Source organism: Williamsia sp. Leaf354 (assembly GCF_001424365.1).
GTDB lineage: Bacteria > Actinomycetota > Actinomycetes > Mycobacteriales > Mycobacteriaceae > Williamsia_A.
The window spans coordinates 1638333-1661763 of record NZ_LMPL01000001.1; the positions used below are offsets into that span (position 1 = coordinate 1638333).

Here is a 23431-nt window from a genome sequence, read left to right on the forward strand (position 1 = left end):
CCGCGGCGAGGAAGGGGATCTCACTGTTGAACGCCCCGAGAGACTTCGTATTTCGTGTGCACCTCGGTCTAGCACCGCGCGACGGTCGGCGGCGCGTCATCGGCGGGGGTGACGCACAACCGTGTCGATACCTCGGGGTAGGTCACGAACGTATATCGACCTATGGTCGGCGGTCCCCGCGGTGAATTCGGACATCGTTCATCGACCGCAGGCATAGTGGGGGAGCCCCCATCACGCCACCGTCGCGAGGACCGAGATGACCGAGTTCAAGCAGTACATCGCCGAAGAGATCGCCATCGACCACGCCGACGGCATGTTCGGACGCCGCGAGGCGATGCGACGCCTCGGGCTGCTGGGACTCTCGGCCACCGCCGCGACCGCGGTGCTCGCCGCCTGCAGCACCGACGGCAGCGACTCGGGCACGGCCTCGGCGACCTCCTCGGGCAACGCTTCGGGCACCGCCTCGGCGGCGACACCCAATGCCGCGGGCACGTCGTCCTCGCTCACCGCCGGTGCGCCCGGGATGTCGACCGCCGTCGCGACGCAGTCGATCACCTTCGCCGGGCCGAGCGGCACCCTGCAGGGCGCGTTCGCCGCGGCCGCCGAGCCCAAGGGCGCCGTGCTCGTGATCCACGAGAACAAGGGCCTCACCGACCACATCCGCACGATCGCCGGTCGGCTCGCCGGCGCCGGGTACTCGTCTCTCGCCATCGACCTGCTCTCCGAGGAGGGCGGCACCGGCACGTTCGCCGACCCCGCGCGGGCGACCGCGGCGCTCGGCAACGTGCCGCAGGCCCGATTCGTGGCCGACATGAAGGCCGGCATCGCCGAACTCGCCAAGCGGGTCCCGGGGAAGAAGATCGGCGTCATCGGGTTCTGCTTCGGTGGGGGACAGGTGTGGTCGCTGCTGGCGTCGGGCGACACCGACATCGCCGCGGCCGTGCCGTTCTACGGTCCGCTGCCCGAGGGCGCGAACTTCGCCGGGTCGAAGCAGGCCGCGGTGCTGGCGATCTACGCCGGTCTCGACCAACGCGTCAACGCCTCGAAGCCGCAGGCCGAGGCCGCGTTGAAGGCCGCCGGTGTGCAGTACCAGGTCGAGACCGTTCCCGACGTCGACCACGCCTTCTTCAACGACACCGGTACCCGCTACAAGCAGCAGGCCGCGGAGAAGGTCTACGGCCAGGTCCTCGACTGGTTCGGCCGCTACCTCGGCTGACGCGACCGCGCTCGCAGGGCCGCGAACGCGCCGGTGCACCACAGCGCCCACGCGATGAGCAGCGGTTGGAAGAACAGTCGGATGAGGCGACCGGTGTCGGTGTCGAGACCGAAGGCGTCGGTCCCGGTCACGTACTGCGAGATGTTGCCGGGGAACACGGCCACGAAGAACGCGGCCACGATCCACCCGACGATGACCCGGTGTCGATACAGCGCGACCAGAGCCACCCCCAGCACGATCTCGACGACACCCGAGGCGAGCACCACGAGATCCTTGTCGAGCGGCACCCAGTCGGGGACCTGCGCCTGGAAGGTGTCGCGGGCGAAGAACAGGTGCGCGGTCCCGGCGAAGATCAGGAATCCGCCGAGCAGGCCGCGTGCGGCGTTGCGCGGCCACGAGCGGGTCGAGGGGTCTCGGGTGGTGGTCACCTCACGATCGTGCCCGAACCCCGCCCGGACCGGTGCGCGACGAACACGTCACAGGGGTCGAACAATCTCAGTGAACAGTCGTACACTCAGCGGTATGAACGATCTGGCCCAGCAGCGGCGCACCGAGGTCCGTGAGCTCTCCCGACTCGCGTTGGCCGAACTCGGCGACGCCACCGCCGGCATCGCGAAGGTCCACTCGGCCTTCTCCGAACACATCTTCGCCGGGCTGCGCCTGGGGCTGGGCGACTTCGTCACGCCGTCGAAGATCCTCCACGACTCGATCGCGGCCGGCACGTACTCGGTGATCACCGCGGTGTGCGACACCGCGTCGGAGATCGCCGGGCAGACCGCCGACGGGTGGGGACGCCCGCCGTCGCAGACCTCGAAGGGCGCGTTCGCGATCGCCGCGGTCAACGGCCTCATCGGCGACCACCTCGACGCGCAGGGCAGCCCGCTCGCCGAGGGCATGACGATCCGTGTCGACGGCGTCCCGGTCGCCCCGACCCCCGCGGACCTGGCCGAGGCGTTCCCGCGGGCCACCGGCCGCATCGTCGTGTTCCTCCACGGGCTGATGGAGACCGAACTCGCGTGGCGGATCGGCGGTCGGCCCACCTACGGGCAGCGCCTCGGCGACGACCTCGACGCCACCGAGGTCCAGGTCCGGTTCAACACGGGTCGGCACATCTCCGAGAACGGTCGCGAACTCGACGACCTGCTGTCGGAGGTGGTGGCGAACTGGCCCGTACCCGTCGACGAGATCGCATTGGTCGGCCACTCCATGGGCGGACTCGTGGTGCGCAGCGGTTGCTTCCGTGCCGCGACCGACGGTCACGAGTGGGTCGCGCGGGTCCGTCACGTCGTGTCGCTGGGGACCCCGCACCTCGGTGCCCCGATGGCGCGGTCGGTGCACTACCTCTCCGCGGCGCTGGACAAGCTGCCCGAGTCGCGCCCGTTCGCACGGTTGCTGCGTCGCCGCAGCGCCGGCGTCCGCGACCTCTTCCACGGATCGTTGGTCGACGAGGACTGGTCGGGACGCGACCTCGACGCGTTGCGCGTCGCGGCCGTGCAGGAGGTCCCGCTGCTCGAGGGCGCCACCCACTGCTTCGTCTCGGCGTCGGTGACCCGCAACCCACGCCACCCGCTGGGCCGCATCATCGGCGACGGCCTGGTGCTGGTGCCCAGCGCCAACGGCCGCGACAAGAAGCGTCACATCGGTTTCCGTGACGAGGACGGCTTCGCGATCACCGCGGCCAACCACTTCACCCTGCTCAACCACGACGAGGTCTACGACTGGCTGCTCGCCCGCCTCGACACGTCGCCGGGCACCCCGATGCCCAAGCAGCTCACCGCGGGAGCCTCCGCGGGTCCCGGCGCGGTCCGGCCGCCGTCGTCGGACCTGGGCCGCTGCTAGATCTCTGCTAGCGGTCGAGTTCCTCGGGATTGGGTCGCGTCTGATCGGTCCACGCCGCGCCGTCGTGGAAGCGCTCGATCGACGGGTCGTGCAGGTCCGGATACCAGCCCTCGGGGATGGGTGGCGGCTTCTCCCGCGACGCCCGCACGAGGGCGAACACCACCCCGACGGCGACAACCACGACGACGATCACCGTCACCAGCACACCCATGGCTGTGAGTATGTCCGCTCCACGGTCCTGCGTGCGGCTGCACACGCGAAGTCGCAGGTGAGCGAGGGCGTTGCGCCGGTCGTCACCGGGTGGTCTCGAATGCGTGTCGACCTCACGGCGACCGCGATGCATCCGTGATCGCTGCTGTACACATGTTAAATTCACTCGTCTGTCACCTGAGGTAGAGGAAGAATTCCGTGCTGCGCAGAGTTCTCACGGTCGTCGTCGCCGGTTGTGCACTGGCACCCATCGCCATCGGGGCCCCAGCACTCGGCGCACCGGCGCCCAGTGTGGCGTTGCCGAGTTCGGGATGTGCCAACGACCTCCCCCAACCCCCGAGTCCGGGCAGCCCGCTGCCGCAGGTCCCACCGCGGATCGACTTCAACGTCCCGTACCTGAAGTTGCAGCCCGTGCCGCAGTTCGGGCCGCAGAACTCCCGGAAGCGCATCCCGTCGCAGCCGGCGCCGAAGGATCCCTGCAAGGACCCGTGCCCCGACATCACCGATCCGCCGAAGCCCGCGGCGCAGGTCCCCACCGGTTCGGGCAACATCCCGATCCCGAAGATCACCATCACCCCGCGGCCGTTCCTCACGCTGCCGGTGCCCGTCCCCGGTGGCACGCCGCCGCCCGGACAGGCGCGTCCGCCGCGCCTGATCCCCGGCACAACACCGGGATCGGTGACGCCGAAGCTGCCGAACCCGCGCGCCGGCGGTCTCAACTACGTCGCGCAGCTCACCGGCAAGGGATCGACGAGCCGCACCGACAAGCGTTTCCAGGTCAACGGCACCGACCTCGGCATCATGTGGAAGGCCGCGCCGGACAAGGTCGCCGTCGCGTTCGGTGACACCTTCGGTCGCGGGTTCCGTCCGCCGGGAGCCAACGGTGGCGACTGGCGCTCGAACACCCTCGGGTTCAGTGCCGACACCAAGCTCGCCGACGGCATGTCCATCGACACGATGGTGCAGGACAGCCGTTGCCACGCAGCCGAACTCATCGCCAGCCGCAAGGTGAACTACGCCGAGCAGACCACGATCCCGACCTCGGGTTTCGCCATCGGCAACCGGCAGTACATGAGCTACATGTCGATCAACAACTTCACGCTGCCCGGCCAGTGGTTCACCAACTACGGCGGTCTCGCGTGGAGCGACGACGGCGGTTCCACGTGGACGAACTCGCAGTACGCGCGCTGGGACAACATGTTCGGGCTCGCGAACTTCCAGGTGTCGTCGATGGTCCCGCAGGGTGACTACGTCTACATGTTCGGCACCCCGAACGGTCGACTCGGCAGCACGGGTCTGGCGCGCGTTCCCACCGCCGACGTGCTGAACAAGTCGGCCTACCAGTACTGGATCAACGGCAAGTGGGTCCCGACCAACAACGGCGAGAACGCGTCGCCGATCTTCGGTGGCCCCACCGGCGAGCTGTCGGTGCGCTACGAGGAGAAATCCGGCCTCTGGCAGGCCACCTACCTCGACGTGCTGCGCGGCGCGATCGTGCTGCGGCAGTCGAGGTCGCCGCAGGGACTGTGGTCGGAGCCGACCAACCTCATGTCGAGCGCGAAGTACCCGCAGCTCTACGGCGGGTTCATCCACCCGTTCTCGACCGACAAGGACCTGTATTTCACGGCCACGACGTACACCTCGTACAACGTGGACCTGATGCACATCCGCACCAACTGAGAACGGTTCAGCCCAGGGTCTTCTCGCCGGTGACGGTGGGTTCGGTGATCTGCGCCTTGGCCAGTCGCGCGTTGCGACGGCCGTAGAACAGGTAGATGGCGAGCCCGAGGGCGAGCCACACCAGGAACCGTGCCCAGGTCGCGACGACGAGGTTGAGCATCAGGTAGATGCACGCCAGCGCCGAGATGATCGGGACCACCGGGCTCAGCGGAACGCGGAAGGGGCGCTTCAGATCCGGCTTGGTGCGGCGCAGGATCGGCACCGCGATCGACACGATCAGGAACGCGAACAGCGTGCCGATGCTGACCATCTCCGACAGGTCGGTCAGCGGAACCAGTCCGGCGAGGATCGCCACGAAGATCGTGGTGCCGATGGTGAAGCGGAACGGGGTGCCGAATCGCGGCGACGATTTCGCGACCGACTGCGGCAGGAGACCATCGCGGCCCAGGGCGAATCCGATGCGGCTCATGGCGATGATGTCGACCAACGTGACCGAGGTGAGTCCGGCGACCGCGGCGATCGCGATGAGGGTGCCCGCCCAGCTGGCGTCGTTGGCGTCGAACGCCTTCGCGATGGGCGCACTGGAGTCGAGGTCGGTGTACTTCACCATGCCGGTGACCACGAACGCCACGAGAACATAGAGCGTGGTGCACAGCCCGAGCACGATGAGGATGGCGCGCGGGATGGAGCGCGCGGGGTTCTTCGTCTCCTCGCTGAGGTTGGCGACGGCCTCGAAACCGGTGTACGCGAAGAACACCACGGCCGCGGCGGTGAAGACGCCCGAGATGCCGAACGTGGCCGGTTCGAATCCGCCGATCCACTGCAGCAGTGGCTGATCGAATGTCTTGACCTCGGTGGTCGTCTTCTCCGCGCTCGGGATGAACGGGATCAGGTTGGCCTTCTTGATGAAGAACGCGCCCACGATGATGATGAACACGGAGATCGCGACCTTCACCAGCACCAGGGTGTTGGTGACGCGCGCGGATTCCTTCACCCCGACCGCGGCGATCACGCCGAGCACCAGCACCAGGGCGACGGCGCCGATGTTCACCGTCGACTCCTCGGTGAACAGTGACGGCGGGAGGTCGAACAGGTCGGCGAGGTACCCCGACCAGCTGCGCGCGACCACCGCGGCGCCGAGCGCGAACTCGAGCACCAGATCCCAGCCGATGATCCACGCGAACACCTCGCCGAGGGTCGCGTAGGCGTAGGTGTAGGCGCTGCCGGCGGTGGGGACCGCCGAGGCGAGCTCGGCGTAGCAGAGCGCGGCGAGCATGCTCACGACGCCGGCGATGAGGAACGAGATGACCACCGCCGGGCCCGCGTTCTCCTTGGCCTGGATGCCGGTCAGCGTGAAAATGCCGGTGCCGATCACGATTCCGACGCCGAAGCCGACGAGGTCGCGGGTGCGGAGCGACTTGCGCAGGCCGCTGCCCTCGCCGTCGCCCTCACCGGCCGCGGCATCGCGCGCGATGGCCTCGACCGTCTTGGTCCGCAACACGCTCAGGTCTCTCATGCTCATGATCTGACGCTAGCCCGGCGAGGTTTCGCCCCGACACCGAACCGCCCGTCCGATTCTCGGCATGTCCGGTTCGCGCGCTTTCGTGGCGACGAGCTCAGTCCGGCGGCCGCGGCGTGAAGAGCTCGGCGGGGCGACCGACGTCGGCGCTGGAGAACTCCCCGGTGCCCGACAGGAAGGGCAGCATCCGGCGTCGGAAGGTGTCCTTCGGCAGTTCCCGGTCGGCGACGGCCTCGTGCAGGCGCCGCAGGTCGAGCAGTGTGAACCGTTCGCCGAGAACGTGATCGGGGTCGGGACGGTCGGCGTAGCGGGCACGCAGGTCGTCGACGGCGTGGGCGACCATCGCGTCGTGGTCGAAGGCCAGGTGCTGCGTGGGGCGACCGTCCACGACGGCGACGAGTCGGGTGTCCGCAGGCAGTGTCGCGGCCGGGGTGACGGCCCCGTGGGCCATCGACAGCACCCATCCGCGGTCGTCGCGGTCGGGGTCGTCGTGCAGGGCGAGTTGATGGAAGTCGACGTCGCTCACCCCGACCTTGGTCCGCAGCGCGCGCACGGCGGCGTCGGCGAGGCGCTCGCCGGGATGCAGGAACGTGCCCGGCAACGCGACCCCGTGGGGGCTCTCGACCGCCACCACGTGCAGGCGGTCGTCGACGACGGTGAGGACGGCGACATCGACGGCCACCGACGGCCGTGGATGATCGGTCAGCGCCCTGCCCAGGTCGTCTCGCCACACCATCGCTGGACTATAGCGCGGATCTGCGCTAACCTTTAGCGCAGAGTTGAGCTAAGGCAGGGCGGACGGCCCTCGAGCTCTCCGACGAGGAGGTCGACCATGCACCTGACCACTGACCAGCGCGACCGTGCGGTCGCGGTACTGATCGGCAGCGCGGCCGGCGACGCCCTGGGCGCCGGATACGAGTTCACCTATCCGGCCGACGATGTCGTGATCGGCATGATCGGCGGCGGCCCGTTCGACTGGGCGCCGGGGGAGTGGACCGACGACACCTCGATGGCGATGTGCGTGGCCGAGGGGCTCGCACCCGGTGTCGCCGACCTCGACGCCATCGCCGCGGCTTTCGTGCGCTGGTACGACACCTCGCCACCCGACATCGGGAACCAGACACGGTCGGTGCTGAGCCGTCGCAGTCCATCGGCGGCGTCGATGACCGCGGCGGCCGCGGCGGTGCCCGGCCGCACCGGCGGCAACGGGTCGTTGATGCGCACCGCTCCGGTCGCGCTGGCCTTCCTCGACGACCCGTCCGGCTGCGAGCGCGCCGCCGGGGCGATCAGCGACCTCACCCACGCCGACGTGCGGGCCCGCGAGGCGTGCCAGATGTGGTCGGCCGGGATCGCCCACGGTGTGCGCACCGGCGCCCGCGACGGGGTGCGCCTCTGGCTCGACGCCGCGCCCGCCGACGTCCGCGACCACTGGCATCCGCTGCTCGACGCCGCCCAGTACGGCACGCCCGCCGACTTCCCGAACAACGGCTGGGTGGTGCACGCGCTGCAGACGGCCTGGTGGGCGGTCTGCGGCGCCGACGGCGATGTCGCCGGGACGCTCGAACGCTGCGTTCGGGCCGGCAACGACACCGACACCACCGCCGCGATCGCCGGTGGATTGGCCGGCGCCTGTGCCGGCACCGCGGGGATCCCCGAGGAGTGGACGCGCCTGCTCCACGGGTACCCCGGCCTGACCACCACCGACCTCGTCGCCACCGCCGACCGCATCACCGGCGCCGACACCACGCCCCCGAAGGAGACCCCATGACCGTCATCGACGTCGTCCGAGGCGACATCACCACCCTTCGCAGCGACGTCATCGTCAACGCGGCCAACTCCTCTCTACTCGGCGGAGGCGGTGTCGACGGCGCGATCCACCGAGCGGGTGGTGCCGCGATCACCGACGAATGCCGCCTGATCCGGGCGACCACGTTGCCCGACGGCCTGGCCACCGGTGCCGCGGTCGCGACCACGGCCGGGGCGCTGCCCGCGCGGTGGGTGATCCACACCGTCGGCCCGCGCCACTCCTCCACCCACGACCGGTCGCACGTCCTGCGCCTGGCCTACGCGCGGTGCCTGCTGCTCGCGCACTCGCTGGGCGCGGAGTCGGTCGCCTTCCCGTTGATCTCCGGCGGTTCCTACGGGTGGCCGGTCGGTGACGCTGTCGCACAGCAGGTTCGCGCGGTACGCGACGCCGAGGTGTCGGTCGATCTGGTGAGCCTCGTCGCCTACTCGACACAGATCGAACGCCTGACCCGCACCGCCGTCGACCGCGCCGGGCGGTAGGGCAGAATCGAGCCATGGCTGGTGATAGACCGAATGTCCTGATCATCGGCGGAGGTTTCGCCGGCGTGTTCGCCGCTCGGCGCCTCAAGCGGGCGAACGTCTCGGTGACCCTGCTCGACCGTGGCACCTCGCACGTGTTCCAGCCGCTGCTCTACCAGTGCGCCACCGGGCTGTTGTCGGAGGGCGACATCGCGAGCCCACTGCGACACCTGTTGCGGCGCTGCCGCAACCTGCGGGTATTCCTCGGTGAGGCGTCGGGGATCGACGTGACCGCGAAGACGGTGACGGCGCGACGATTCGACGGGTCGACCTTCGACATCGACTACGACTATCTGATCCTCGCCGCCGGGGCGCGGCAGTCGTATCACGGCAACGAGCAGTTCGAGCAGTTCGCGCCGGGCATGAAGACCGTCGACGATGCGCTCGCGATCCGACGCAAGATCATCTCGTCGTTCGAGATCGCCGAGACGCTCCCTACGCCGGCGCTGCGCAAACCCTGGCTCACGTTCGTGATCAGCGGCGGCGGCCCCACCGGGGTCGAGATCGCCGGGCAGATACGCGAACTCGCCATCCGGGCGCTGTCGAAGGAGTTCGATTCGATGGATCCCGCCGAGGCACAGGTGATCCTGGTGCACGGGGGCGAGCGGGTCCTCGAGTCGTTTCACCCGCGGCTGTCGGGCAAGGCGCAGAAGACGCTCGACAAGCTCGGCGTCACCACCGTCCTCGGTCGCCATGTCACCGACGTGCAGCGCGACCACGTGATCACCACCGACAAGAAGACCAAGGCGACCGAGCAGATCGACACCCACACCGTGCTGTGGACCGCCGGCGTGGAGGCCGTCCCGTTCGCCGGGGCGGTCGCCGAGGCGACGGGTGTCACGCCCGCACGCGGCGGGACGATCCCGGTCGGACCCGACCTGCGCGTCGCCGGGCACGAGAACATCTTCGTCGTCGGTGACGTGATGAGCCTCGACAAGCTACCCGGTGTGGCCGAGGTTGCGATGCAGTCGGGACACCATGCCGCCGTGCTGATCTCGCGGGTGGTCGGTGGCAAGGCGAAAGCCGACAGCCCCTTCAAGTACCGCGATCTGGGGACCGCCGCCTACATCTCGCGCTACCACGCCCTGCTGGAGTCCGGGCCCCTGCGGCTCTCGGGTTTCCTCGGCTGGCTCGGATGGGGAGGCATCCACATCTTCTTCCTCGCCGGCAGCCGTAACCGCGTGTGGACGCTGGCGAGCTGGGCGTCGACCATCATCGGCGGCAGCCGCGGCGAACGCGCCATCACCTACGGCGATCCCGAGACCGCCCGGCGTCCCTACCCCTGATCGGTGTCGGCGGACCCGTCGGTGCCGTCGCCGTCCGTGCTCCCGTCACTGCCACCGACGATCTCGTACTCCGGGTTGATCATGATGACGCCCTTGCGACCCTGGCGGGCCTTGCCGCTCGCGCGCACCACCTGACCCGGGACGATGTCGGCCCCGCCGGCGGGCCGATCGTCGTCGGGGGCGAAGCGCAGTCGAAGCAGTCCGCTGTCGTCGCTGATCTCGACGATGTGGACCGTTCCCTGGGTAAAGCGGTCGTCGTCGATGGTGCGGTCGAAGGTGTCGCGGACGCGCCCCTCCACCGTGCCGCGGTGACCGGGCAGCAACCCGCCGATCGCCAGGGTCGACGCGGCCGCCGGTTCATCGTGTTCACGGCGTGCGGACTCGTCGTCGCGGGCGATGCGGGCCTGCAACTGCTCGACCCGACGGGTGAGACGTTCCTCGACGACATCGGGGAACGCCTTGCGGATCTCGGCCTGGACGTCGAACGGGATGATCGTCGCCGCGGCGTGCGGGATCTCGCTGACCGCGCGGGAGATCTTGTCGGCGCTACGGTCGTGCAGCAGTCGACCCAGCAGGGGTGCGTACGTGCGCCGCGGTAGCAGCACGGTGACGTGCGATCGCGGTGCCTCTCCGAGCGCCTCGACCACGAGGCGCTGCACGCCGCGGGTGAGGCGGCGGTCGGGGCAGTCGATGATCGTCAGTGGCGTCCGCAGCCCGTAGTGCTCCCACCGCGTGCGGAGTTTGCGGGCCTGCTCGGCGTCGACCATCAGATGGACCGCGGTGAGTTCGTCGGCGCGCAGGCCGTGCCCGTAGCGTAGGGCCTCGAGGACGGCGAGATCGACGGCGCTGACCAGCACGAACGCGGTGTGCCGGGCGTAGTTCACCTGCTCGGGACGATTCGAGCGGAACTCCTCGAGGATCGCCGCCTCGGCCCGGTACTCGCGGTTGAGGCGGATCAACCCGAACACCAGCAGCGGGAACACCACGACGACCAGCCAGGCGCCCTCGGTGAACTTGGCGATGGCGAAGATCCCCACGACCACCGTCGACACGACGCCGGCACCGAGGTTGATGGCGAGGCGCCGCCGCCAGCCGCGTTCCTTGTGCGTGAGGTGGTGTTTGGTCATGCCATAACCCGCCATCGCGAACCCGGTGAACACACCGATCGCGTAGAAGGGGATCAGTGCGTTGACCGAGCCGCCGGTCGCGACGAGCAGCACGATGGCCAGTAGCGCGAGCACGATGATGCCGTTGGAGAACACCAGTCGGTGCCCGCGTTTGCCGAGCTGTCGCGGCAGGAACCGATCGGCGGCAACGAAATTGGCCAGCGCCGGAAAACCGTTGAAGCTGGTGTTGGCGCCGGTGAACAGGATGGCCGCGGTCGCGATCTGCAGCAGGACGTACAGCGTGGACCCGAGCGCGCCACCGCCGAACACCCGTCGCGCGATCTCCGACAGCACCGAGGGGTAGCCGTCGACATACGGCGTCGCGTGGGTCTCGTAGGCGAGCCAGGCGACACCGGTCAACAGGATGCCGAGCACGCAGGCCATCACCGTGAGCACCTGCCGCGCGTTGGGGCCCTCGGGCTTGCGGAACGACCCGACCGTGTTCGAGATGGCCTCGACGCCGGTCAGCGATGAGCCGCCGTTGGCGAACGCGCGCAGCAGGATGAGCAGGGTCGCGCCGGCGATCAGTCCGTTGCCCTGATGGACCTCGACCGTGCCCGGCAGTTCCGACGGCACGTACTTCGCGAGGCCGGTGGTGGCCTCACGGACCACGCCGACCACGATCATCACCAGCACCATGCCGGTGAAGAAGTAGGTGGGCATGGCGAACGGCCGGCCGGCCTCGCGCAGTCCGCGCAGGTTGGCCCAGCACATCAGCACGACCACGGCGATGGTGATCTCGAGGCTGTAGGGGCCGAGCGGTTTGATGGCCGACACCACCGCGACGGTGCCCGCCGACGCCTGCACCGCGACGGTGACGACGTAGTCGATGAGCAGGGCGGCGGCCGCGATCTGCGCGACCCGCGGACCGAAGTTCTCGCGCGCGACCACGTACGACCCGCCCGCCCGGGTGTAGGCCATCACCACCTGGCGATACGAGGCCGCGACCAGGATCAGGATGCACAGGATCACCCCCGTGATCGGCAGCAGCAGCGAGAACGCGGCGAGACCGGCGTAGGGGAGGAGCTCGACCAGGATCAGCTCGCTGCCGTATGCGGTCGAGGAGATGGCGTCGGGGGCGAGCACGCCGAGTGCCACCGGGTTGGTGAGACGCTCGTTCTTGAGCTCGTCGGTGATCATCGGCTTGCCGAGCAGGAGGCGTTTCGCGGCGTACCCGACCGACTCGGGGACGTTGCGCGACAGCTCGATGCCCGCGCGCTGCGACGGGCTTCCGACGACGTGGGGCTCGGTGCGGTCGGACACGGTGACTTCCTCCTGCGACACGGCGCCCGATCACCATCGGAGCGGACGAGCGTCAGCTTAGGCCACGAACACCTCGGGACGGTGCGCTGATGGCCGAGATCGACACTGCGACAACGACAAAACGGACAGATGGGGTCGTGCTCGTCCTCGGGGTCGCGGGGGTTGTCCCGATCGGCCTGGAGGCCGCTCCGCAGGCGGATCGTCATGCGCCCTCGGCCTTCTCGCCGCGCTGCTACTCTCGGACTTTATGTCTGCAGCCCCCTCGGTCGAACGCGCAGAGGCCGACCGTCCGAAGCCCTCGCCGGCGCCGGGCACCCGCCCGAAGAAGGCCCGCACGGGCTCGACCGACCGGCGGGCTGCGGCTGCCGAACGCATCGCGCAGTGGTCCAGCCGCCTGCTGACCATCGCGGCGGTGGTCTCGCTGATCGCGATCCCGTTCCGCCATTTCCGCTTCGTCGACGCGTTGACCGATCTCGTCGGTGCGTTCAACGTGCCCGCCGACCCCAGCATCTTCGTCATCCTCCTCGTGCTGGCGTTGGCCGGCGCGGTGCGTCGACGGTTCAAAGCCGCCCACACCGCCCTGCTGGCGGTGATGGTGCTCGCCGTCATCGACGACGTCCTCGTCCTGCTCAGCACCTTCATCGAGAACATCGACACCTCGAGCGACTACGACGCCTTCGCGACCTCGCCGGTGACCGCCTCGGTCGTGCTCGTGATCGGTCTCGTGGTGCTCGTCGCGTTCATGTACTCACGCCGCGCCTTCACCGCGGAACTCGCCGATCGCTCGGTCCGCGCCGCTCTCGGCGTGCTCGTGGGAGGCCTCGCCCTCTCGTTCGTCGTCACCTTCGTGGTGACGGTCGCCTTCCCGCACACCCTGCAGGGGTGGGACGAGAAGGCGCAGTGGGCGCTGCGCTCGACGTTCGGTGACCGTGCCGGCATCGGCGACGCCCTGCTGCAGGGACATCAGGGCCACCACCCGGTCTACGTGTTGGCGGGCTGGATGTCGGCGCTGGCGCTGGTGCTCGCGTTGGTGACGCTCTACCGCGCCAACCGCGACAACGAGTTCGTCGACGCCGACGAGGAACTGCGCGTGCGGCAGCTGCTGCTGTGCAACGGCGAGGACGACTCGCTGGGCTACTTTGCGACACGTCGCGACAAGTCGGTGGTCTTCTCGCCCGACGGCAAGGCCGCGGTCACGTTCCGCGCCGTCGGCAGCGTGAGCGTCGCCAGTGCCGATCCCATCGGTGCGGTCGAGTCGTGGCCCGGCGCGGTGCAGGCGTGGCTGCAGAACTGCCGGACCCACAGCCTGCACGCGGCGGTCCTCGCGGCGAGCGAGGCCGGGTCGAAGGTCTACCGCTCGGCCGGACTCAAGTCGTTGTCGATCGGCGACGAGGCGATCATCGACGTCGACGACTTCACCCTGCGCGGCACGTCGATGAAGCCGGTGCGTCAGGCGGTCAACCGTGTGACCGCCGCCGGGTACACCACCTCCATCCGCCGCCACGGCGAACTGTCGCCCGAGGAACTGGCCGAGGTGGAACGGTTGGCCGAGGCGTGGCGCGGTGAGGAGACCGAGCGCGGCTTCTCGATGGCGCTCAACCGTGTCGGTGACCCGGTCGACGGCCGATGCCTGCTGGTCGCCGCGCACGACGCCGACGGCACCATCCGCGGCTTCCTCTCCTTCGTGCCGTGGGGCCTGCGCGGGGTGTCGTTGGACCTGATGCGCCGCGACCGTGCCGCCGAGAACGGTGTGAACGAGTTCCTCGTCGCGCGACTCATCGAGGCGGCGGGCGACCTCGGCATCCGACGCGTGTCGCTGAACTTCGCGGTGTTCCGGTCGGTGTTCTCCGGCGCCGAGCGCGAGGGCGCGGGCCCGGTCACCCGCATCAGCGACGCCGTGCTCAGCTTCGCCTCGAAGTTCTATCAACTCGAGTCGCTGTACCGGTCGAACCAGAAATACCACCCGCAGTGGGTACCCCGGATGCTCTGCTACCACCCCTCGCTGACGGTGATGCGCGCCGCCGTCGCCGTCGGTGTCGCCGAGGGGTTCCTGCCCCACATGGGCCCGAAGTTCCTGGTGGGCACCAAGACCCCCGACGAGCAGCCCGTCCGCGACGATCCCGACTTCGTGCGCGCCGTCGCCGATCTCGAGCGCGAACTGCTGGTGGCCCGCGCCCCCGCGCCGAAGCTCAACGATCAGCAGCGCACCCGCCTCGACAAACTCCAGACCATTCGCGGGTCGGGCCACGAGGCGTACCCGGTGTCGGTGGAGCGCACCCACCGCGTCGCCGAGATCTGTTCGGCACACACCGGTCTCGCGGCGGGCGCTCGTACCGGCGAGACGGTGTCGATCGCCGGTCGGGTCCGCGCGATCCGTGACCTCGGCGGCGTCGAGTTCGCCGTGCTCGAGGACGACCGTGCCCGGATCCAGATCGTCTCCGACGCCGACATCGCCGCGTCCGGTGAGCACGAACGCTTCCGGCGCAGTGTCGACACGGGTGACCTGATCGCGGTGACCGGTGAGGTGATCGCCTCGCGCAGCGGCGAACTGTCGGTGGCGATGTCGCACTGGACCATGGCGGGCAAGTGCCTCAACCCGATGCCGCAGCTCACCGCCGAGCTCAGCGACGACGTCCGGGTCCGTGACCGTCCGCTCGATCTGCTGACCAACTCGTCGGCGGTCGAGTTGCTGCAGAAGCGATCCCGCGGTGTGCGTGCGTTGCGGGACACCCTGCACGCACATGCGTTCCTCGAGGTCGAGACGCCGATGCTGCAGACGGTGCACGGCGGTGCCTCGGCGCGCCCGTTCAAGACCCACATCAACGCCTACGACCAGAAGCTGTTCCTGCGCATCGCCCCCGAGCTCTACCTCAAGCGGCTGTGTGTGAGCGGTATGGGCGCGATCTTCGAGCTCAACCGCAACTTCCGCAACGAGGGTGCCGACGCCACCCACAACCCGGAGTTCACCTCGCTGGAGGCGTATCAGGCCTACGGCGACTACAACTCGATGCGCGAACTGACCCGCGAACTCATCCTCGCGATGGCCGTCGCGGTCAACGGCGAGCCGGTCGCGCTGCAGCGCAGTGAGTCCGGCGATGTCGAGAAGGTGCGCCTCGACGGCACGTGGCCGATCGTGACGGTGCACGAGGCCGTGTCGCGGGCGTGCGGTACGTCGTTGTCGTCGGCGAGCACCGCCGCCGAGGTGGCCGCGGTGTGCGCCGAGCACGGTGTCGAGACCACCGGTGACATGCCCGCCGGCAAGATGGTGATGGAGCTCTACGAGGCGCTCGTGGAGAAGCAGACACGGTTCCCGACGTTCTACTGCGACTTCCCGATCGAGGTGTCGCCGCTGGCGCGCAAGCACCGGTCGGATCCGCGACTCACCGAGCAGTGGGACCTCGTCGGGTTCGGTGCCGAACTGGGCACGGCGTACTCGGAGCTGACCGACCCCGTCGATCAGCGCGAGCGGCTCACCCGGCAGTCGCTGGCCGCGGCCGGCGGCGACCCGGAGGCGATGGCGCTCGACGAGGACTTCCTGCACGCCCTCGGCTACGCGATGCCCCCGACCGGCGGTCTCGGCCTCGGCGTCGACCGCCTCGTGATGATGCTCTGCGGCGTACCCATCCGCCCGACCCTCACCTTCCCCTTCGTCCGCCCGCAGACCTGACGTCGATCGGGCATCTACAGCCATCGATCGGGCAGATGACGCCATCGATCGGGCAGATAACGACGTCGATCGGGCAGATGACGGCGTCGGGTGAACCTCGGCGTCGTCGACCGGCGGGAAGTGCCCACTCGATGCGGATAGGTGCCCGATGGGCGGAGGTACGTGCCCGATGGATGGAGATAGGTGCCCACTCGAGGCGTGGAAGTGCCCGATCGAGGTGGCGGGTGCCACTGTCCGGTGACAGATCCGTACCGGCGTCGGTGACGAATCACCGCCATGAGTTCTGACACCCCGGGGGCGATGCGGCCTGCGCTGCACTGGACACAGACCCCACCCGCTCCGACGGCGGTGGTGCTGGTGCTGCACGGCGGCAAGGTCGCCAGCACCGCGCCCGCCGAGACCAGCCAGTTGTCGGCGGCCCGCCTGCGCCCGTTCGCCCGCGCCGTTGCGAAGAAGATGCCCGACGCCGCGGTCGTGATGCTGCAGTACCGGATGCGCGGCTGGAACGGTGCCGACCGGTCCCCGGTGGCCGACGCGCGGTGGGCGCTCGACGAGATCCGCACCCGCTTCGGTGACACCCGGGTGATCGTGCTCGGGCACTCGATGGGCGGACGGACTGCTGCTGCGGTGGCCGACGACCCGTCGGTCGACTCCATCGTGGCGCTGGCGCCGTGGTGGCCCGATGGCACCGAGAGCGACACCCTCTCGACCCGCCAGCACCTGATGGTGCTGCACGGTCGCATGGACCGGTGGACGAGCCCGCGCCTGTCGCTGCAGGCGACGGTCCGCGCGGCCGACCGCGGCGTCGACGCCCGGTGGGTGTCGATGGGACCTGCGGGACACTTCATGCTGATGCGATCGTGGGTGTGGACCCGCCGTACGGTGGCCGCCGTCGGCGCGGCGTTCGCCCGGATCGCATCCGCACACGACGACGACAACGCTCGACAGGAGAACCGACGATGACGACCACTTCCACCGTGCGCGGTCGCACCACCTCCGGGGCGGCGGGCACCGTCGCCGACCTGCTCGCGCCGTATGTGGGCGGCGAGCTGCCGGTGCACCTCACGGCGTGGGACGGCAGCACCGCCGGTCCCACCGATGCGCCGAAGGTGATCCTGCGCAGCCCGCAGGCACTGCGTCGCCTGCTGTGGAGCCCGGGCGAACTCGGCGCCGCGCAGGCCTACGTCACCGGCGAGATCGACGTCGACGGCGACCTGAACGAGGCGCTCACCCACGTGTGGCGCGTCATCGGCGAACGCAACCTGTCGCGGATCGCGATCACCCCGACCCGTGTCGCGCAGCTCGTGCGCGCGGTGTCGAAGCTGGGTGTCCTCGGTCGGCCGCTGCCGGCGCCGGCGAGCCAGGCCGTGGTGAAAGGCAAGCTCCACACCCTGGCCCGCGACCGCGCCGCGATCAGCCACCACTACGACCTGTCGAACGACTTCTACTCGATGGTGCTCGACCCGAACATGGCGTACTCGAGCGCCTACTTCACCTCCGACGCACCGGATTACACGCTGGAGCAGGCGCAGCGCGACAAGCTCGACATGGTGTGCCGCAAGATCGGGCTCGACGCCCGCCCGGGTATGCGGTTCCTCGACGTCGGGTGCGGCTGGGGTTCGCTGAGCCTGTTCGCCGCGGCCGAGTACGGCGCGCAGGTCACCGGCGTCACGATCTCGAAGGAGCAGAAGGCGTTCATCGACGCCCGCATCGCCGAGCGCGGCCTCGGTGACCGGGTGGAGATCCGCATCCAGGACTACCGCGAGATCCCCGACGGTCCGTTCGACGCCGTCGCGTCGATCGAGATGGGCGAGCACGTCGGTCAGGAGAACTACCCGACCTACACGAAGGCGTTGCACGACAACGTCGTCGAGGGCGGTCGGGTGCTCATCCAACAGATGTCGCGGAAGAAGGGCGACAACCCCGGTGGCGGCCCGTTCATCGAGCAGTTCATCGCCCCCGACATGTTCATGCGGCCGGTCGGCGAGACCGTCGCGATGATCGAGGAGTCCGGACTCGAGGTCCGCGACGTCCACGCGATGCGCGAGCACTACGTCCGCACCGTCGACGTTTGGTACGACACCTTCGAGAAGCGGTGGGACGACGTCGTCGCGATGGTGGGCGAGGAGACCGCGCGCGTCTGGCGGCTCTACCTCGTCGGCGGCGGCATGGCGTTCCGCGACGGTCGGATGGGTGTCGACCAGATCCTGTCGGTGCGGCCCGACGCCCGTGGTCGCTCGTCGATGCCCCCGGTTCGCGATTTCTGACAGTTCGCGATTTCGCCAATCGGCGACGTCTGACAGGCTGGTGAGATGACCTTCGACTGGAGCCAATTCGGCATCGTGACCGGCGCTAGCCTGGCCGGTGTGATCATCCTGCTGGCGATCACCGCCGCGATCGGGTTCTCGATCGGTCGGCACAACGTCGTCGACGTGACCTGGGGACTCGGTTTCGTCGTGATCGCGGTGATCACCGCGATCCTCGGCAACGGTGATCTGTGGCGACGCCTGCTCGTGCTGGTGCTGATCGGCCTGTGGGGTCTGCGGCTGGCGACGTCGATGTTCCGACGGTCGCGCGGCAAGGGCGAGGACCCGCGCTACGAGAAGCTCCTCGACGACGCCGGTGGCAACCGCGCGCTGGTCGCGATCACGAAGATCTACGCGACGCAGGGGCCCGCGCTGTGGTTCGTCTCGCTGCCGCTGCAGGTGTCGTCGGTGGCGCACGGCACGCTCTGGTACCTCGCCGTCATCGGCGTGCTGGTCTGGGTTCTCGGTGTCACGTTCGAGACGGTCGGCGACCTGCAGATGGATCGGTTCAAGGCCGATCCGTCGAACAAGGGCACCGTGATGGACAAGGGGCTGTGGCGCTACACGCGGCACCCCAACTACTTCGGCGACGCCTGCGTGTGGTGGGGGACCTTTCTCGTCTGCATGACGTTCTGGCCCACCGTCGTCACGTTCCTGTCGCCGATCGCCATGACGTACTTCCTGGTGTTCGCGACCGGCGCGCGGCTCCTCGAACAGCACATGGAGCAGCGGCCCGGCTACCGCGAGTACCAGCAGCGCACCAGCTACTTCATCCCGATGTCGCCGAAGAAGGCCTGAGCGCGTCGGATCGACGACGGCCGATGGGCGGGTTGCCCGTATCGGCAGCAGCGTTCAGGCGTCGTTCACCGGCGCGACACCCGGCGATCACCACCGTGCCGGGCTGGTGCCGTGATCTACATGCATGGTCGTGAATCCGTTCAGCAGTGGTACGTCGAGGGTCAATCCGGCGGGCGAGACCGTCGACACGGGGGTGCCGCTGGCGGCGGCCGCCACGATGACCACCGCCGAGCAGTTCGAGTGGCATCAGAACAACCTGAAGCGACACTCGGTCTCGCGTCGCAACTTCCTCGCGGGCAGCGCCGCCGCGGCGGCGGCCGCGGGAGTCGGGAACCTCGCGTTCTCGGGTATCGCCTACGCCGCCGACGCGCCGCTCGCCGTCGGCGGACGCCACGTGTCCTTCGGCTCCGACGCCGCGAGCCAGCTCCGGTTCTCCGCGCAGCTGTCGCGTAACCCGGGCGCCACCAAGGTGTTCCTCGATCACGGCCCCACCCCGGCGCTGGGTGCGACGACGGTCGCGGAGGTCCGCAACCTCGTGAGCCAGGTCCCGATCAGCAGCGGCGGCATCCTCGGTGCCGAGCAGTTCTACGTGCACGCCCCGGTCGACGGGCTGCCGTCGCGGGTGCCGCACTTCTACCGCTGGCGCACCGCCGACGGGCGCACCACCGACGTCCGCAGCGCGGCACCGGCCCTCGGTCGCGGCCGCAGCGCGCCGTTCCGGTTTACGATGATGGGTGACCAGGGTGTCGACGAGACCCCCACGCAGCCGCCGGGTCTCAAGGCCGGCGACTACGATGACCTGTACTACAAGGCCGACAACCAGCCGAACGTGAAGCACGCGGCCAACATCGTCAACCAGATCGCCGCCCGCAACGGCGCGTTCCACATCCTCGCCGGCGACATCGCCTACGCCGACCCGTCGGGCGCGGGCAAGCCGCCGAACTTCGTGCCCAGCGGCAGTGCACCCACCGGCTTCGACAAGTTCAACCCGTACGTGTGGGACGGCTACTTCGCGGCGATCGAGAAGACCGCCTCGCGCACCCCGTGGATGTTCGCGACCGGCAACCACGACATGGAGGCCCTCTACGGCCCGCAGGGGTACGGCGGTCACGCCGCGCGCCTCGACCAGCCGACGAACGGCCCGGCCGGTTGCCCCTCGGTGTACTCGGTGGTCTACGGCAACGTCGCGGTGCTCTCCCTCGACGCCAACGACGTCTCGTACGAGATCACCGCCAACACCGGCTACAGCGGCGGGCGGCAGACCGGCTGGGTCGCGAGCACGCTCGCGAAGTTCCGCGCCGACCCGAACATCGACTTCATCGTCGCGTTCTTCCACCACTGCGCGTACTCGACCACCGATTCCCACGCCAGCGACGGCGGCGTGCGGGCGGCGTGGAGCAAGCTGTTCGACCAGTACCAGGTCGACGCGGTGTTCCAGGCGCACAACCACATCTTCGAGCGCACCGACCCGATCCGGAACAACCAGGCGCGCAAGCCCGCTCCCGACGGCTCGACGGTCTCGGCGAAGACCGACGGCACCGTCTACTACACCGTCGGCGGCGGTGGACGCCCGCGCTACGGCTTCCAGCCCGGGGAGTCGGAGAGCTACCGCGGCAACGTGGTGGCCGACAACACCGTCCCCAACAGCTACGTGTGGACCGCCGACGGCAAGAAGCAGGCCGAGAGCGTCGAGTGGTCGCGGGTGCGTTTCCGCAACTACTCGTTCATCAGCATCGACGTGGTCCCCGGCATCCCGGGTATCACCAAGAGCCGCATGGACATCTCGGCCATCGACGAATACGGCCGCGAATTCGACCGGCTCACCTTCACCCGCGCCATCTCGATCGGTGGGGTCCCGTTCGGTTCCTGACGGTCTCACACAGCTCCCGTCACCTCGTCCCCGTGGTTCTCGGGGAGCCGTAGTCTGTAGCCATCATGACCAACTCGGTGCGGCCGGCGATCGATCGCGCACTGCGGTTCCTGGTGGTGTCCGATCCGGGGCAATTGCGGTTGCGCAGCGCCAGTCAGACCACGCTGACGCTGGTACTCGCACTCAGCGTGCTCGTCGCGATGACGCGCCTACTCGGCGAGGCCATCACCGTCGCCATGCTCGGTTCGGTGGTCGCGATGTTCTCCTCGTTCGTGGTGAAGGACCGCACCGCCCGCGGCCGCCTGCTCACCACGGCGCTCATCGCCCTGCCCGCGGCCACCGCGGTGACCGTCTCGACGTTCCTCGCCCAGCACGGCGTCCTCGCCGACGTCGGTTTCGTCGCGGTGCTGTTCGGCGCGGTGTGGGTCCGACGCTTCGGACCGCGCGGATTCGCGCTCGGCATGGGGTCGTTCATCGCCTACTTCTTCGCCCTGTTCCTGCGCGCCACACCGGGCCAGATACCAGAGCTCATCGGGTCGGTGCTCGTGGGTGTCGCGTGCGCGCTCACCGTCCGCTTCGCGTTCCAACACGAGTGGGCCGGAGCCGAACTGACCCGCCTGACCCGTGCGCTGCGCGCGTCGTCGCTGGCGGTGGTCGATCTCATCGCCCCCACGAACGCTCCCGGTGCCACCCCGGTCGGGAGGCACGCCGAGCCCGCGTCGAGTGACGCCGTGCGGCACGCCCTCGAACGCCTGGCGAACACCGCGCTCATGATCGAGGACTGGCTCGACCGCAACGTCGCCGCGGCGCACGTGTCGGTGACCGGGAAAGACCTCTCCCGCCGCATCTTCGACGCCCAACAGGCCACCGAGCAGCTGGCGTTCGCGATGCGTCCACGCGCGGGTACGGCACGGTCGGTGCTCGCCGAACGGCCCGCGGTGGCGCAGGTGCTGCTCGCGGTGCGGTCGGTGCTGCGCAATCACCCCACCTCCGACGACCTCACGGTCGCGCGCCGCATCGTCACCCGCGCCGAGGCCGCGGCGACCGACAGCGATCAGCACTCGATCGTGATCCGTGCCGCCGCCCGAACGGTGCGCGCGCACATCGCCGTTCACCGGGTGACCGCCCACGCACTGGCCACGGCCGAGGCGCACGAACCCGCCACGGTGTTGCCCACCCGCACCGGCGCCCCATCGGCCCCTTCTGTCGACGACACAGCCACCGCCGCCGACGACAGCCCCGTGCCACCTCGACACCGCGGCCTGCGGGCACAGTTCGACCGACTCGAACCGAGCACGCGCACCGCGATCCAGGTGGCGATCGCGACCTCGGTCGCGACGGTCCTCGGCGAACTGGTGTCGCCGAACCGGTGGTACTGGGCGGTGCTGTCGGCGTTCGTGGTGTTCACCGGCACCACCACGCGAGGCGAGATCCTCACCCGCGCAGGCCATCGCATCGTCGGCACCGTGGGCGGCGTGTTCGCCGGTGTGCTCCTCGCCGCGGTCGTCGGCAACCGTGCGCCGGTGCAGCTGGCGCTGATCGTGGTGTGCGTGTTCTGCGCGTTCTATCTGGTGACCGTGGCCAACGGGCTGCTCGTCTTCTTCATCACCGTGCTGTTGGCGATGCTCTACGGGTTGCTCGGCACCTTCTCGATCGCCGTGCTCGAGCTGCGGATCGCCGAGACCTGCGTGGGGGCGACGGTCGGCATCACCGCCGCCTACTTCATCCTGCCCACCCGGACGCGGGAGACGGTGCGCGACAAGGTCGACGCCTACCTCGATGCTCTCGGCGACGTCATCGACGACTCCATCACCTCGGTCGTGGAGCCCGGCAGCGGCGTGGATCTCGTCCCGGTGGCACGTCGCCTCGACACCGCGCTCCAGGAATTGCAGACCGCCGCACGGCCTCTCGGGATGGGTCCGGCCAGCAGGGCGCGCCGCGGGACCGCGCGGCTGGTGCGGGTGCTCGAGGCCTGCGACCGCGCCGCGCACGCGCTCGTGCGTGCCGGCATGCTCGCGGCGTCGGCCGACCCGGCGAGCGGACCGACCGGCGACCTCGCGCGTGCGGTGGTCGACGGCGCCGACGGGGTGCGGGCGTCGGTGATGTCGCTGCGGTCGGTGGTGCGTGGCGAGCAGGGCGAGTACGACGACAGCCTCGCCGACGCCAGTCCCGTCGCCCAGGTGCTCTCCCGTGACGCCCAGGAACTCTCGACGGCGACGATCGTGGCCGTGCGTGCGCTCGACCGGCTCGATCACTCGGCCGCGCTCACCCGCGTCCCGGTGTGAC

General features: G+C 69.4%; 17 protein-coding genes. 12 read left to right on the forward strand and 5 right to left on the reverse strand.

All coding sequences use genetic code 11. From position 1 onward, the window contains the following. Positions 1-256: 256 nt before the first annotated feature. Positions 257-1216, forward strand: coding sequence for a dienelactone hydrolase family protein (locus ASG12_RS07915; protein WP_055787191.1), 960 nt, complete (start codon positions 257-259; stop codon positions 1214-1216). Here the strand turns inward: ASG12_RS07915 and ASG12_RS07920 are convergent. Then, positions 1204-1644, reverse strand: a complete 441-nt coding sequence (locus ASG12_RS07920; protein WP_055787193.1) for a DoxX family protein — start codon at positions 1642-1644, stop codon at positions 1204-1206. The genes ASG12_RS07915 and ASG12_RS07920 overlap by 13 nt on opposite strands. 94 nt (positions 1645-1738) lie before the next feature. Between ASG12_RS07920 and ASG12_RS07925 the strand changes: the two genes are divergently transcribed. Then, the gene (locus ASG12_RS07925; protein WP_055787197.1) at positions 1739-3055 is read left to right on the forward strand and encodes an esterase/lipase family protein; all 1317 of its coding nucleotides are present in this window, start codon (positions 1739-1741) and stop codon (positions 3053-3055) included. Positions 3056-3062: 7 nt separating this feature from the next. Here ASG12_RS07925 and ASG12_RS21640 read toward each other — a convergent pair whose 3' ends face one another. Continuing rightward, complete coding sequence (locus ASG12_RS21640) at positions 3063-3266, reverse strand: DUF2510 domain-containing protein (protein ID WP_156377985.1); 204 nt, start codon at positions 3264-3266, stop codon at positions 3063-3065. 197 nt (positions 3267-3463) lie between these two features. Between ASG12_RS21640 and ASG12_RS07935 the strand changes: the two genes are divergently transcribed. Further along, positions 3464-4945: a DUF4185 domain-containing protein gene (locus tag ASG12_RS07935; RefSeq protein WP_235456155.1), complete on the forward strand. Its 1482-nt coding sequence runs from the start codon at positions 3464-3466 to the stop codon at positions 4943-4945. A 7-nt stretch (positions 4946-4952) separates the two neighbouring features. Here the strand turns inward: ASG12_RS07935 and ASG12_RS07940 are convergent, their stop codons facing one another. Beyond that, positions 4953-6467 carry an APC family permease gene (locus ASG12_RS07940; protein ID WP_200932738.1) on the reverse strand — a complete coding sequence of 505 codons (1515 nt, stop codon included), beginning with the start codon at positions 6465-6467 and terminating at the stop codon, positions 4953-4955. Positions 6468-6561: 94 nt separating this feature from the next. After that, on the reverse strand, positions 6562-7200 hold the full coding sequence (locus tag ASG12_RS07945; protein WP_055787201.1) for an NUDIX hydrolase: 639 nt from the start codon (positions 7198-7200) through the stop codon (positions 6562-6564). Between the two features lie 96 nt (positions 7201-7296). On the opposite strand from ASG12_RS07945, the gene ASG12_RS07950 reads away from it, so the two are divergent. The 3 genes from ASG12_RS07950 to ASG12_RS07960 are packed head-to-tail and all read left to right on the forward strand — an operon-like array spanning position 7297 to position 10075. Next, a complete protein-coding gene (locus ASG12_RS07950; RefSeq protein WP_055787204.1) occupies positions 7297-8232 on the forward strand; it encodes an ADP-ribosylglycohydrolase family protein in 936 nt (311 codons plus the stop codon). Further along, positions 8229-8750, forward strand: coding sequence for an O-acetyl-ADP-ribose deacetylase (locus ASG12_RS07955; RefSeq protein WP_055787208.1), 522 nt, complete (start codon positions 8229-8231; stop codon positions 8748-8750). Before ASG12_RS07950 ends, ASG12_RS07955 begins: the two co-directional genes overlap by 4 nt. Before the next feature lie 14 nt (positions 8751-8764). Next, positions 8765-10075, forward strand: a complete 1311-nt coding sequence (locus tag ASG12_RS07960) for an NAD(P)/FAD-dependent oxidoreductase (RefSeq protein WP_055787210.1) — start codon at positions 8765-8767, stop codon at positions 10073-10075. Here ASG12_RS07960 and ASG12_RS07965 read toward each other — a convergent pair. Then, entirely contained in the window at positions 10066-12450 is a 2385-nt protein-coding gene (locus ASG12_RS07965) for an APC family permease (RefSeq protein WP_055787936.1), read from the reverse strand. The two genes, ASG12_RS07960 and ASG12_RS07965, sit on opposite strands and share 10 nt — an antisense overlap. Positions 12451-12751: 301 nt before the next feature. Here ASG12_RS07965 and lysX point away from each other — a divergent pair, with 301 nt between their 5' ends. The 6 genes from lysX (at position 12752) to ASG12_RS07995 (ending at position 23430) form a co-directional block, all read left to right on the forward strand. Further along, positions 12752-16171 carry a bifunctional lysylphosphatidylglycerol synthetase/lysine--tRNA ligase LysX gene (lysX, locus tag ASG12_RS07970; protein WP_082501723.1) on the forward strand — a complete coding sequence of 1140 codons (3420 nt, stop codon included), beginning with the start codon at positions 12752-12754 and terminating at the stop codon, positions 16169-16171. A 276-nt stretch (positions 16172-16447) separates the two neighbouring features. Next, a complete protein-coding gene (locus ASG12_RS07975; RefSeq protein WP_156377986.1) occupies positions 16448-17134 on the forward strand; it encodes an alpha/beta hydrolase in 687 nt (228 codons plus the stop codon). After that, a complete protein-coding gene (locus tag ASG12_RS07980) occupies positions 17131-18438 on the forward strand; it encodes an SAM-dependent methyltransferase (protein WP_055787211.1) in 1308 nt (435 codons plus the stop codon). The genes ASG12_RS07975 and ASG12_RS07980 overlap by 4 nt, the downstream gene beginning before the upstream one ends. Positions 18439-18483: 45 nt before the next feature. After that, the gene (locus ASG12_RS07985; protein WP_055787213.1) at positions 18484-19275 is read left to right on the forward strand and encodes a DUF1295 domain-containing protein; all 792 of its coding nucleotides are present in this window, start codon (positions 18484-18486) and stop codon (positions 19273-19275) included. 124 nt (positions 19276-19399) lie between these two features. After that, positions 19400-21145, forward strand: a complete 1746-nt coding sequence (locus tag ASG12_RS07990; protein ID WP_055787215.1) for a metallophosphoesterase — start codon at positions 19400-19402, stop codon at positions 21143-21145. Between the two features lie 65 nt (positions 21146-21210). Next, the gene (locus ASG12_RS07995) at positions 21211-23430 is read left to right on the forward strand and encodes an FUSC family protein (RefSeq protein WP_055787218.1); all 2220 of its coding nucleotides are present in this window, start codon (positions 21211-21213) and stop codon (positions 23428-23430) included. Position 23431 lies beyond the last annotated feature (1 nt).

Coding starts and splice junctions, on each gene's coding strand:
- lysX (WP_082501723.1), top strand. CDS start 12,752: ATGTCTGCAGCCCCCTCGGTCGAACGCGCAGAGGCCGACCGTCCGAAG.
- ASG12_RS21640 (WP_156377985.1), bottom strand. CDS start 3,266: ATGGGTGTGCTGGTGACGGTGATCGTCGTCGTGGTTGTCGCCGTCGGG.
- ASG12_RS07925 (WP_055787197.1), top strand. CDS start 1,739: ATGAACGATCTGGCCCAGCAGCGGCGCACCGAGGTCCGTGAGCTCTCC.
- ASG12_RS07950 (WP_055787204.1), top strand. CDS start 7,297: ATGCACCTGACCACTGACCAGCGCGACCGTGCGGTCGCGGTACTGATC.
- ASG12_RS07990 (WP_055787215.1), top strand. CDS start 19,400: ATGGTCGTGAATCCGTTCAGCAGTGGTACGTCGAGGGTCAATCCGGCG.
- ASG12_RS07975 (WP_156377986.1), top strand. CDS start 16,448: ATGAGTTCTGACACCCCGGGGGCGATGCGGCCTGCGCTGCACTGGACA.
- ASG12_RS07960 (WP_055787210.1), top strand. CDS start 8,765: ATGGCTGGTGATAGACCGAATGTCCTGATCATCGGCGGAGGTTTCGCC.
- ASG12_RS07955 (WP_055787208.1), top strand. CDS start 8,229: ATGACCGTCATCGACGTCGTCCGAGGCGACATCACCACCCTTCGCAGC.
- ASG12_RS07985 (WP_055787213.1), top strand. CDS start 18,484: ATGACCTTCGACTGGAGCCAATTCGGCATCGTGACCGGCGCTAGCCTG.
- ASG12_RS07945 (WP_055787201.1), bottom strand. CDS start 7,200: ATGGTGTGGCGAGACGACCTGGGCAGGGCGCTGACCGATCATCCACGG.
- ASG12_RS07995 (WP_055787218.1), top strand. CDS start 21,211: ATGACCAACTCGGTGCGGCCGGCGATCGATCGCGCACTGCGGTTCCTG.
- ASG12_RS07980 (WP_055787211.1), top strand. CDS start 17,131: ATGACGACCACTTCCACCGTGCGCGGTCGCACCACCTCCGGGGCGGCG.
- ASG12_RS07915 (WP_055787191.1), top strand. CDS start 257: ATGACCGAGTTCAAGCAGTACATCGCCGAAGAGATCGCCATCGACCAC.
- ASG12_RS07940 (WP_200932738.1), bottom strand. CDS start 6,467: ATGAGCATGAGAGACCTGAGCGTGTTGCGGACCAAGACGGTCGAGGCC.